Origin of the sequence: Okeania sp. SIO2C9 (assembly GCF_010672455.1) — a bacterium.
Lineage (GTDB): Bacteria > Cyanobacteriota > Cyanobacteriia > Cyanobacteriales > Microcoleaceae > Okeania.
Map to the genome: position 1 here is coordinate 99,395 of NZ_JAAHGO010000021.1, position 12,177 is coordinate 111,571.

A 12,177-nucleotide genomic window follows, 5' to 3' on the forward strand; every position below is an offset into this window, starting at 1 on the left:
ATTTAAAGATTTTAAATTTAGTTGAGTTTTTTTAGAGGTCTGGGAATAGAACTTTCCTAATTGGTTCCCCATCTTCTAAGCTGACAATAGCTCTTTTATATCTAGGTTTGAAGCCTTGAAATTTACCTACTCTTTTCTTTTTTCTTGGTAAATTTAGGGTATTCATACCTGTTACTTTTACCTCAAATAGTTGTTCAATTGCTGCTTTGATCATTGGCTTTGTTGCCCTTGGATCTACATCAAATGTGTATTGATTTAGTTCCATTAATCTAGTAGCTTTTTCTGTGACAACTGGACATTTGACTATATCCACTAAGTCTCGTGAATCAACTTTTATCCCCATACATCTCCTGAATTTTCTCTATTGCTGCTGCTGTCGCTATGATTTTATCTGCTGCCAGAATATCGTAAATATTCAAGTTATTAGCTAGAGAGATTTTCAGTTTCGCAATATTACGACCTGACAGATATACATTTTCTTGTTTATCTTCTAATACCAGCAGAACTTTAGATCCTGCTTCTACTCCCCAACGAGTGATCGCTTGGACTAATTCTTTTGTTTTCGGCCTTGTTAATTGGTCGGAAAAGTTTTCGATCGCAATTAAATCTTCTGAACGACTTTGGAAGGCAGTGCTGAGTGCTAGACGTTTTTCCTTGCGGTTCATTTTATGGGAGTAGTCTCTTGGTTTAGGACCAAAAATTACACCACCACCACGCCATAGAGGGGAACGGATGGAACCTGCTCTTGCTCTACCTGTTCCTTTTTGTCGCCAAGGTTTACGACCTCCACCTCTGACTTCAGATCTTGTTTTTGTGCTGGCTGTTCCTTGGCGGTTATTCGCCATTTGTAGTCTTAAGGATCTATGAACAACATGAGCTGCACTTTCTTCTTTTGCTACTCGTAAGTTGAGAGTTGCTTGTCCAACTTCTTCACCTTGCCAGTTTTTTATGACACAATCAACCATCTTTTTTTCTCAAAAATTTTTTCTATTTCTGACCTACTATTGTGGCTGGAGCAACGCTGACTAATGTGCCTGGTTTACCAGGAATGCTTCCTTTGATCAGCAATAGGTCTCTTTCTGTATCTATTCTCACTACTTTGAGTTTTCTAGTAGTGACTCGCACATTTCCTAAATGTCCTGCCATTTTCTTACCTGGATAAACACGCCCTGGTGTTGTTCCTGGACCTGTGGAGCCAGGCAAACGATGGTTTTTGGAACCGTGAGCCATTGGTCCACGTCTAAAGTTATGACGTTTCTGATAACCAGCAAAGCCTTTACCAATACTTTTTCCTGTGACATCAACGAGTTGGCCTGCTTCAAATAGATCGACTTTTATTTGTTGACCTAGTTCAAAGTCACCTGTATTTTCTACTCTGTATTCTCGTAGATGACGTAAGGGAATACCGCCTGACTTAACTAAATGTCCTTGTTGAGCATTAGTCAAGTATCTATTAACTTCTTTTGGTTCTTTGATATTGAGTTGACGGGTTTTATTTTTGGCTTCTCCATATCCTATTTGAATTGAAGTATAACCATCTGTTTGTTCGGTTTTAATTTGGGTAACTACACATGGACCAGCTTGTACAACTGTTACAGGAATTGCTGCTCCTGTTTCAGGTTCAAATACTTGTGTCATGCCTAGTTTTTTGCCAAGGATACCAACTACCACTGTCGCTCTCCTGATACTTTTATTTATGCACTACAACAATAATTTTTTTTTATGGAAATAATTTGTCTTTTTTAACAGACTTTTTTTTACCTAATAGTTAATAAATCATACTATTTACACATAAAAATTTATCTTGGTGATTTTTAGTTTTTTCACCATAGATAATAGTTTAAACTTATCCTTATTACAACAGTTGTTAATTTCCTGACTATTTCTTAGGGTTGATTGCCTAAGTCAATTGTTCGTCATACTCAACTTCTGTTTGATTGATTTTATTGGGATAGGTTTTACTGTTTCAACCAAGTCGATCTATAAAAGATATTCTTAGGAAAATATTCAGCCAAGGATTAAACCAGTAGTGTTGCTAGATTTGACTAATGACTTAAGTTTGTATTAGTTTTGATTCTCATTTTTTTTCTCTTAATACTAGAGAAATTATGCAACTAATACCCAGCAAGACAATATATTACCGTTTGCTGATAACGATAATATTTATGTTTACCAGCTATTATTTTTTAGCTTTTTGTCTTTAGCTCTAGTTCTTACTTTATGGTCACCAGGACTTGAGTAGCTTGCTAATCAGTATCCTTTTTATTTTAGGAAGTATAGAAATTTACACAACTAACTACTTCTTGATTTTTAGCCTTGAAATAGCTAGCTAGGTAATAATTTACTAACCTTTGTATAATCCCCATTTAACGATTGAACTCAATCATAGGGTTAACATAGGCCATACTTACCTATTACATCACTTTTTTTTGGCGACAATATATAATTGTATATTATTTACTAAGACTTGTCTAGTGGTTTAAATAATTTTTTTTGAGGTCGCTAGGAACACAAGTATCTTTGGTTTAAACAACTATAATGTAGACCAACTAGATATCGCTCTGGGTTTCTCGTTATACCCGTTAGGATTAAGGGGAGGGCAGAGGGCAACCCGCAAAAAAACTAGTAGCGTTCTTTAGTTGACAAGGTAGCTGAAGCGTGCTTTGCTCAGGCCAGTTAGGAGTGGCGGTAATACGCACCTGACTGCTGAAGCTAGAAAACTCAAGATATGGGGTTCAACTCAGAAGTCCTGGTAATTCGGTATTTGAGGTAAAATCTTGAAGGAAACCGGGTGAGTATAGAACTTTGTAGTACAAGAGTGGCGGTGGGTCTCATCGTTGCTGCCTGTGGAGGCGTAGACATTAGTCAGCCAGGGAAACAGGAAACTCCATCCGTGAGGAGGAGAGAGATTCCCGCTATAATCATTCTTATTTAGCGGGAGAGAACGTCACATATAATTACCTACAATTTAAAGATTAGGGACAAGATTAACCATGGCACTGATTACGACTGGTCGAGGAATGATTAAGGATTTGGAGAAGTCTGGGTCTTTGGCCGTTTATGTTCCTTTGGAAGGAGGGTTTGAAGGGCGTTATCAACGTCGGTTAAGGGCTTCTGGCTATGTAAGTCACAATATTACTGCTAGAGGTCTTGGAGATTTGGCCATGTATCTGACAGGGGTGCATGGAGTCAGACCTCCTCACTTAGGTAAGAAAAGTACGGGTAATGGCCCAGCAGTTGGTTATGTTTACTATGTACCGCCAATTGTGAGTTATCGATTGGAACACTTACCACCTAAAGCTAAGGGTTTGGTTTTGTGGATTATAGAAGGTCAGATTCTATCTAGTCAAGAAATTGAGTATTTAACTGTCCTACCTAAATCAGAACCACGAGTTAAGGTGATAGTGGAAATGGGTGGCGATCGCTTCTTTAGATGGACACCACTTCAAAATGCTTTGGTACCTGCTTAAAGTAGCAGTCAGCAGTCAGCTATCAGCAGTCAGCTTATTCTTGGTGTATAATGAGGAATTAAAACCTACATTAACACCTACCACTAATTTTTTCAAATATAGTGGGGGACTTAAACCCTCGAATTTTCAGCTGACAGCTAAATGCTGTTTGCCGAGCATTCCGGAACGGAAAAGCTGATAGCTAGTTAAAGAATTTTTTGAGCTAACATTTTATCTTTGTACTTCAAATTTTTTTGAGCTAAAGGCTCTACTATATACAGCGTGAGAGAACGCTATTCTCCCCTAATTTCGCTAAAAAAAGGCCACTGGTTTAAATTAATCTGTGGGGCCAGCTTTCAACACCTGCCAACAGTAAGAAATTTAACATTAGCTTATACTTTGGCAGGTGCAGATTGTATTGATGTGGCTGCCGATCCGGCGGCGATCGCTTCTGCTGGTCAGGCTTTACAGGTTGCAAGTGGCCTCCAGGATTGGGCCAAGTCTCAGGGATTTGGCTACCAAGCGTTACCATGGATAATGGTAAGTATCAATGATGGAGAAGATCCTCATTTCCGGAAAGCTGAGTTTGACCCTAGTGTTTGCCCTACAGACTGCTGGCGACCTTGTGAGAAAGTTTGTCCGGCAGACGCTATAGTTTTTTCTGAAGATAGAAATACTATAACTTGTGGTAATTCGGGGGTTATTGATGAACTTTGCTACGGTTGTGGAAGATGTTTGTCTGTATGTCCTAAGCAACTAATACAGGCTCGCTCTTATGTATCCACTCCTAGTTCTATTGCATCATTAGTATTGCAGACTGGTGTAGATGCCATTGAAATTCATACTCAAGTGGGAAGAGAAAGTGATTTTCAGCGACTCTGGAAAAGCATAAAACCTTGGGTAAATCAATTAAAACTAATTGCTATTAGTTGCCCTGACGGAGAAGGGTTAGTAGAATATTTACAAAGTCTGTATGAAATTATTTCTCCTCTTCCTTGCGCTCTAATCTGGCAAACTGATGGTAAACCGATGAGTGGGGATATTGGGGCAGGTAGCACAATGGCTGCGATCAGATTTAGTCAAAAGGTGCTGAATGCAAAACTACCAGGGTATGTACAGTTAGCAGGAGGCACAAATAATTTTACTGTAGCCAAGCTTGTTGCTAAAGGTTTGCTAGCTTCTGAGAATAACAAACAGGAAAACTCTGCTAAAAATTTAAATACTTATATTCCGGAAAATAGATTTGTTTCTGGTGTAGCTTATGGTAGCTATGCCCGCGTTTTGTTGTCACCAATTTTGGAAAAATTAGAAAAAATGCACAAATCACAGCTGCAGGCAATTGAATTTGCCTACGGTACAACTAGCATTCATGCCAAAGAACTCACTAATGATTCCCAGCTAACGAAGCTAGAAGTTTTACCGGAACTTCTTTGGGAAGCTGTCAGTTTAGCTAACTCTCTGGTTTCCCAAATCAAAACATCGGATCTTAAGTAAAATGAGGAATTAGTAATGAATTTCCATAATAGAATTTTATTTGATACCAACATGGAAATAGAAGGCAGGTTGAAATCAGGGTAAAAACGCTTAAACTTCAATATGTATGTGTTAAGCTCACCCCCCTAAAGATTTATCTATCATTCGGTCAGTTGCCGGAATTGATATAAATCATAGTTTCAGTTTTTGCCTCAAAAGCTTTTTTCTTACCCAGTAGAATAGAAGTCACTTTTAACAAAGTATGCAGATTACAGACGACCTTAATAGATTACTAGAAATTGTACCAGACCAAATTAGACGGCCTCTACTGCAACATCAACAGCGAAATAACCTAATCGAAATTGTGATGGATCTGGGTCGTCTCCCAGAAGCTCGTTTTCCATCCCATGCAGAATACCTGGGCGAAATTCCTATTTCTAGAAAAGACCTCAATTATTCCATAGAACGAGTTGGTAATTTTAGCAGCGATAATCGAGCAGGTATTGAGCAAACGCTACACAGGATTAGTGCTATTCGCAATCGCACGGGAGAAGTTATTGGTTTAACTTGCCGAGTGGGGAGGGCAGTCTTTGGCACAATTGGTATGATTCGCGAGTTAGTGGAAACCGGAAGGTCGATTTTGATGCTCGGTCGCCCTGGTGTAGGAAAAACAACGGCACTACGAGAAATTGCAAGGGTGCTGGCTGATGATTTAGAAAAACGGGTGGTGATTATTGATAGCTCTAATGAAATTGCTGGGGATGGAGATGTTCCTCACCCTGCTATTGGTCGTGCCCGTCGTATGCAAGTTGCTCGCCCGGAACAACAGCATCAAGTGATGATTGAGGCGGTGGAAAATCATATGCCAGAGGTGATTGTGATTGATGAGATTGGTACGGAATTGGAGGCTCTGGCAGCGAGAACTATTGCGGAGCGTGGCGTACAGTTAGTGGGAACTGCTCATGGTAATCAGATGGAAAATTTGGTGAAAAATCCGACTCTATCCGATTTAATTGGGGGTATTCAGGCTGTGACTTTGGGTGATGATGAGGCACGACGTCGGGGTTCTCAAAAAACTGTTCTGGAACGTAAAGCACCGCCTACTTTTGAAATTGCTGTGGAAATGTTGGAAAGACAGCGTTGGGTGGTTCACGAGCAAGTGGCTGATACTGTTGATGCTTTACTGCGGGGGCAGAAACCTAATCCACAAGTGAGGACTGTGGATGAGAATGGTGAGGTGAAGATAACACGGGAGTATAATGGTACTCCAAGATTGGGTGGGGGTGTTAATCACAATGCGGGAGCGCTATTGGGAAAGTCAGGGGGAATGTTGACTTCTCGTAGTGGTTTTCGTGATTCTGGTTATATCATGCCATTGCCTAGTACGGGTCATGTTAATCAACCAGTGGAGTTTTCTGAGTCTAAGTCTTTTGAAGAATTATTGGATGAGTCTTTCTCGGGAAATGGGATGTTTTCTAATGGTAATGTAGGGCGTTGGGAAGCTCAGGCGACGGGTCCGAATGGTGAGGATTTGCCTTTGCATATTTATCCTTATGCAATTCCACGTCATCAAATGGAACAGGTGATTAGTACTTTGGGTTTGCCTGTGGTTTTGACTAAGGATATTGATAGTGCGGATGTGGTGTTGGCTTTGCGAACGCACACTCGGAAGCAGTCTAAGTTACGGCATATTGCTAAGGCTCGTCATGTACCTATTCATGTGATTAAGAATAGTGGTTTGCCTCAAATTGCTAAGGCACTGCGACGGTTATTGGATATGGAAGATCCTAGCACTCCTGAGTTTGCTGACTTGAATTTGTTTGCTGCTTCAGCTTCGGAAGATGAGATGGAGGCTTTGGAAGAAGCACGATTAGCAGTGGAGCAAATTGTGATTCCAAAGGGGCAACCTGTGGAACTTTTGCCACGTTCTCCAAAGGTGCGGAAGATGCAGCATGAACTTGTGGAGCATTATCGCTTGAAGTCTTCTAGTTTTGGAGATGAGCCTAACCGACGTCTGCGAATTTATCCAGCGTAAGGGAATGTAATTAAGATTCAAAAGTCAAAGTTCAAAGGTCAAAATTAGGCGTTGCTGAATGGTAATGATTTTTAAATTAAGTATCAAGGCAAAACATAAGTTTTTCAATTTTACCTTCAGCTACTTACCATTACATTTACATTTCAGCAATGTCATTATCAATTATCAATTATTGAACAGATTTCTATTAGTAAATGCAGATAAATAAAAATTTTAATACTACTTCAAATTAATTTAACAGCCTATGAATTACCTGATGTGACTTTTTTAGTTCAAAAGGTTTAGTCAGATCTTCTGTAGCACCAGTTATATCAAATCCGGTAGCATCGGTGTTATTCAGTATTAAAGAACTGTAGGGGCGAATGGCCATTCGCCCTTACACATTGTATAACGATCAACAGAATTATATCACTCCGAAGCCAACGGATTTGATATTAAATGTCCTTGAACTTTATCAAAATAACTATCTGTTGCTGTTAACATCATAGTTGGTAGATTTTGAAATTGAGGAATACTAGGTATTGTCCGACAAAGTTCTAAACCATCTATACCAGGCATTAAAATATCTAGCAAAATAACTTTCACCTGCTCATGGTAAATCATTGACAAAGCATCTATAGCATTATCAACTACTAATACCCGATATTCTTGACTCAAAGCTTGTTTGAAAATCTGATGCATAATAGTACTATAATCTACTGCTAAAATTGTTTTTTTCATATTTTCAGTTCCAGATATATTAGAGTTGTTGGGAAATAAAAATTCAAAAGCCTCAAAAGCTTACTATATAAGATTTTCAGGATTGGAGGGTTAAAAACACTATAAACGTTGACTAATAAGGGTTTTAGCCATTTTTTTAGCTTGATTCCCAACAACTCTATTATTACTTACATTTACTGCTGATTGAGAAAAAGATAAAGTAATCTATTTTATTTTAAATAGTATTTCCTAAGTAGGTAGGTCTAATTAAACGTTAAAAAAATTGTAGGGGGTGGGTTTAACCGAAAGTCTTGATGTAAGAACGATCTAGTTCTCAAAATCCGCCCTCTAATATTGCGTTTATTGATGCTCACCTACTTACGAAGTTATAGCAAATCCGGTTATCAAAAGGCACTTTTAAAAATATTCTCTAGTTCTCTCCTGATCTGCTTTATACCCCATATCCTTATCGACACAAAAGGGTACTCTATAGAACCCCTAAGCGTATCTTCATAAATATTAAATTTTTTTAGCTAGGAGACAGGAGACAGGAGACAGGAGACAGGAGGGAAGAGGGAAGAGGGAAGATGTGGGGAGAAATAATACAAAAAATTCAACACTCCTTTTCAGATTTTTCCTCACTCATTGATGCGCGAAAAGACTTGGCTACCATAATTATATAGCTATCAAATGGGTTCTATAAACCGGATTTAGTATTATTAGCCAACAACAGTCAGTATTTCCTACAAAATTGCCTAAAAATAATAATCAGTAGCTTATAGTTTGAAAATAAATTTCAACCCAGACTTTATTACATTCAAATTAGAGCAAAGTATTGCTCACTAATTGCTGAGTAATAATCGTAGCTTGTTAATAGGTAGTAACTGTACAACGCCAAATCAATGATTAGATAAGTTTGTAGTCAAAAACTGTTGGTTGATGTTATACTTCTATCATAAATCAATGTGATTTAATGATTTTTAAAGTTGCTAATATATTCAAAACTATACGATAAAGAAAGTAATAGGTCGTTACAAAATTACGAATTATAAGAATAAAAAATCAAACAAATAAGGTCAAGAAAATGGAAGTAAAATCACTATACCATTTATTAGCTCTTGAAACTTCCTTTGAAGAAACAGTAGAGTTAGCAGCACACATTGCTGAGGCTCCAATTGCATTCATTAGCTTTATAGATTCTAACTATATATGGTTAAAATCTCAAATAGGTATTCATCAGAAAAAAAATGACTATCTAGACTTTGTGAAACTTATTCTAGGCACTCTACAGGAGAAAGAAACAAAACAATTAATTATATCTGATACACTAGCCGATCAAAGGACAGCACATCATAGCTTAGTAATATCAGAAACTAAAATTAGATTTTATGCCGGAATTCCGATTAATATTAATGGCAAACAAATCGGTATTTTGTCAGTAATGGATTATGTATCGAGAACTATAACAAATAAATGTCAAAAATTATTAGAAAAACTAAGTATTCATATCAGTACCCAAGTCAAACTACAATATAAACTGTATAACTTTAGTGGAAAATTTATCGAATCACAAGAAAAAGTTGACGAAAATCAAGATAAAAAAACACTACATCTGCTAGAAAGAGCGATCGCTGCCAGCAATAATGGCATAGTAATTTCTGATAATACTCAACCTGATAACCCTATTATTTACTGTAACCCAACCTTTGAAAAAATTACAGGCTACTCTCGTCAAGAAATATTAGGAAAAAACTGTAGATTTTTACAAGGTGCTGACACCGATCCTACAGCAGTATCTCAAATTCGCCAAGCACTTAAGTTAGAAACCAATTGCTTAGTCGCCTTAAAAAATTACCGCAAAGATGGTACTACCTTTTGGAACGAATTAGCAATATCTCCAGTCAGAGACAACGATGGTCGTCTGACAAACTTTATTGGTATCCAAACAGATATCACTCAAAAAAAACAAGGGGAAGAAGCACTCCGAGAAAGTGAAGCACGTTATCGACTCTTAACCAATCATTCTACTGACCTCATTTCTAGGCAAACTATAGAAGGTATATTTTTGTTCGCCTCTCCTGCTAGTCGCGATCTCCTGGGATACGAACCAAAAGAGTTAGTGGGGTGTTGTCTTTACGATGACTTATTCCACCCAGAAGACAAAAAATTATATGAACTCAACAACCTAAAACATCTAGAAAGCAATACCTTCACTCATCGACTACGCCACAAAAAAGGGCATTATATTTGGTTTGAAACTACTTGTCAAAAAATTAACGACCCACAGACAGGTAAAGTAATAGAATTAGTTGCAGTTTCACGAGACATCACAGAGCGTAAACGTATAGAAGCAGCTTTAATAGAAAGATCGCATTTATCAGCTCTAGAAGCTGAAGTGGGAGTTGCTATGGGAGAAGGTGGTTCTCTGAGCGATATCCTTCAACGTTGTACCCAAGCGATCATTACAGAACTAGATGTGATTTGCTCGGGTATATGGACTCTTAACACTCAAACCAGTCAACTAGACCTACAAGCATTATCTGGTAACAATTTAGAATTAGACATCGAATATAGACAAAGACTACTGACTCCTAAGAGTCTCTTACCTTCTGACAGTCTAAATTCTGAAATTAAGTATGACAACGAACAACAAATCCTCACAAATGATTTTACCCTCCTGACTTCCGATAATCGAGTTGTTGGGGTAATGTGTATATGGAGCAGTCAAGTTCTTGCCGAGTCAGCTAGAGATGTGCTCAATTGGATAGCTAATGCGATCGCTACTACTATTGATAAAATTATCACCCAAGAACAACTATTAAACAACCGAGAAGCTTTACTATTTCGCCTCGCTAGTCAAATCAGAGATTCCCTCGACCTTGATAAGATATTGGGAACAGCAGTTGCAGAAATTAGAAATCTTCTACAAATTGACCAATGTTTATTCATTTGGTGTTTACCCAATCAAATCACTAGCATTGCCGTTACCCATGAAGATTCTAACCCAGAAATATCAGTTCATACCCCAGATTATCCTACAGAACAGGTAAAAATTTTATCAGATAAAATTCGTAATCGTGAGATTATACGATTTGATAATATTGAAACAATCAATAAACCTCATCTTGAACCAATACAGACATATCTGCAAAAATTGGCAGTGAAATCTACATTATTGCTCCCATTACAAACTCTTTCTGGTCAACAAGGGGGAGTTATTTGTAACCAATATAGTAGTCCTCGACCTTGGAGGGATAGTGAAGTAGAATTATTGCAAGCAGTAGTAGACCAACTAGCGATCGCCATTGACCAGGCCGAACTTTATGCTCAAACCCGTGCTGCTGCTTTAGCTGCTCAAACCCAAGCTCACTATCTCAGTGATGCCTTACAGAGTTTACAACAAAAAGAAGCTCAGTTAATTCAGCAAGAAAAAATGTCATCTCTAGGTCAAATGGTGGCAGGTTTAGCCCATGAAATTAATAATCCTGTGAACTTTATTCATGGCAATCTTACTTATGTTGAAAATTATATCAACAATATTCTTGAATTATTAAACATTTATCAAAAGTATTATCCAGATCCTATACCAGAAATTCAAGATAAGGCTGAAGATATAGACTTAGAATTTTTAATCGAAGACTTACCAAAAATTCTATCTTCAATGGAAATGGGAACCGAACGTATCCGTCAAATTGTCATATCTTTAAGAAACTTTTCCCGTCATGACGAATCAGACAAGAAAATAGTAGATATCCATGAAGGTATTGATAGCACCTTATTAATTTTAGATCACCGGATTAAATCAAGCGGAAAAGATTCTGGAATTGAAATTATTAAAGAGTATGGTAAATTACCTAAATTAGAGTGTTACCCAGGGCAACTAAATCAAGTATTTCTGAATATTATTAATAATGCAATTGATGCCCTCGAAGGTCAACCAAAACCAAGAAAAATTAAAATTACTACCCAGATGAACTCTGAGTCAGTAGAAACAGTAAATAATTCAAATGAAAATCAACATCTATCCACAGCTAATCTGAAATATGCTGTCATATCTATTAAAGATAATGGCCCAGGAATGACAGAAAAAATAATTAATCAAGTTTTTGATCCATTTTTCACCACTAAGCCAGTAGGTAAAGGAACAGGTCTTGGCCTTTCTATTAGCTATCAAATCATAGTGGACAAACATTCTGGTATCTTGAAATGCACTTCACAACCAGCAGAAGGGACAGAATTTATCATTCAGATCCCTATTAAAGCACCTAGAGTCCTTGAATCAATAATTTAAACACTTTCAATCTCTATGTCTTTTATATCTGATTTATATAGTAAATATTAAGAAGCTAAATTCTTTGCTATACTTAGGTTTTGGAAATTATAGTTCAGTAGATCCTAAAATGCCAGAGAGCTAGCTGATATTACAGAGTTTCAGCTAAGTTGATGAATAAGCTCTTACATAGCAGAAGGAAGAAGGTTTTAGTTATCTAGGAGAGAAGGAAAAATCTTGCGTTCTCTGAG

The 12,177-nt window shown here is 37.5% G+C and carries 8 protein-coding genes; 4 read left to right on the forward strand and 4 right to left on the reverse strand.

Annotated features, from left to right (window positions below):
• Positions 1-31: 31 nt before the first annotated feature.
• Genes F6K23_RS18320 through rplC form a run of 3 tightly spaced genes read right to left on the reverse strand, consistent with a single transcriptional unit; the run spans position 32 to position 1,671 of the window.
• The gene (locus tag F6K23_RS18320; RefSeq protein ID WP_124145130.1) at positions 32-343 is read right to left on the reverse strand and encodes a 50S ribosomal protein L23; all 312 of its coding nucleotides are present in this window, start codon (positions 341-343) and stop codon (positions 32-34) included.
• Positions 327-965: a 50S ribosomal protein L4 gene (gene rplD / locus F6K23_RS18325; protein ID WP_293158482.1), complete on the reverse strand. Its 639-nt coding sequence runs from the start codon at positions 963-965 to the stop codon at positions 327-329. Before rplD ends, F6K23_RS18320 begins: the two co-directional genes overlap by 17 nt.
• Before the next feature lie 22 nt (positions 966-987).
• On the reverse strand, positions 988-1,671 hold the full coding sequence (gene rplC / locus F6K23_RS18330) for a 50S ribosomal protein L3 (RefSeq protein ID WP_293158484.1): 684 nt from the start codon (positions 1,669-1,671) through the stop codon (positions 988-990).
• 1,322 nt (positions 1,672-2,993) lie between these two features.
• Between rplC and F6K23_RS18335 the strand changes: the two genes are divergently transcribed.
• From F6K23_RS18335 to F6K23_RS18345, 3 genes are all read left to right on the forward strand, one after another.
• Positions 2,994-3,470, forward strand: coding sequence for an NAD(P)H-quinone oxidoreductase subunit N (locus F6K23_RS18335; RefSeq protein WP_293158486.1), 477 nt, complete (start codon positions 2,994-2,996; stop codon positions 3,468-3,470).
• A 261-nt stretch (positions 3,471-3,731) separates the two neighbouring features.
• Positions 3,732-4,943, forward strand: coding sequence for a circadian clock protein LdpA (gene ldpA, locus F6K23_RS18340; RefSeq protein WP_293158488.1), 1,212 nt, complete (start codon positions 3,732-3,734; stop codon positions 4,941-4,943).
• A 241-nt stretch (positions 4,944-5,184) separates the two neighbouring features.
• Positions 5,185-6,957, forward strand: coding sequence for a R3H domain-containing nucleic acid-binding protein (locus F6K23_RS18345; protein WP_293158490.1), 1,773 nt, complete (start codon positions 5,185-5,187; stop codon positions 6,955-6,957).
• A gap of 408 nt (positions 6,958-7,365) precedes the next feature.
• Here F6K23_RS18345 and F6K23_RS18350 read toward each other — a convergent pair whose 3' ends face one another.
• Positions 7,366-7,677 (reverse strand): PleD family two-component system response regulator, encoded by a 312-nt coding sequence (locus tag F6K23_RS18350; RefSeq protein ID WP_293158492.1) that lies wholly within the window; start codon positions 7,675-7,677, stop codon positions 7,366-7,368.
• Between the two features lie 1,063 nt (positions 7,678-8,740).
• Between F6K23_RS18350 and F6K23_RS18355 the strand changes: the two genes are divergently transcribed.
• Positions 8,741-11,947 carry a PAS domain S-box protein gene (locus F6K23_RS18355; protein WP_293158494.1) on the forward strand — a complete coding sequence of 1,069 codons (3,207 nt, stop codon included), beginning with the start codon at positions 8,741-8,743 and terminating at the stop codon, positions 11,945-11,947.
• The last annotated feature ends 230 nt before the right edge of the window (positions 11,948-12,177 follow it).

What these genes read in the sequence shown, in the direction of transcription:
- F6K23_RS18320 (WP_124145130.1), bottom strand. Translation starts at nt 343, where the DNA reads ATGGGGATAAAAGTTGATTCACGAGACTTAGTGGATATAGTCAAATGT.
- rplD (WP_293158482.1), bottom strand. Translation starts at nt 965, where the DNA reads ATGGTTGATTGTGTCATAAAAAACTGGCAAGGTGAAGAAGTTGGACAA.
- F6K23_RS18335 (WP_293158486.1), top strand. Translation starts at nt 2,994, where the DNA reads ATGGCACTGATTACGACTGGTCGAGGAATGATTAAGGATTTGGAGAAG.
- F6K23_RS18345 (WP_293158490.1), top strand. Translation starts at nt 5,185, where the DNA reads ATGCAGATTACAGACGACCTTAATAGATTACTAGAAATTGTACCAGAC.
- F6K23_RS18350 (WP_293158492.1), bottom strand. Translation starts at nt 7,677, where the DNA reads ATGAAAAAAACAATTTTAGCAGTAGATTATAGTACTATTATGCATCAG.
- F6K23_RS18355 (WP_293158494.1), top strand. Translation starts at nt 8,741, where the DNA reads ATGGAAGTAAAATCACTATACCATTTATTAGCTCTTGAAACTTCCTTT.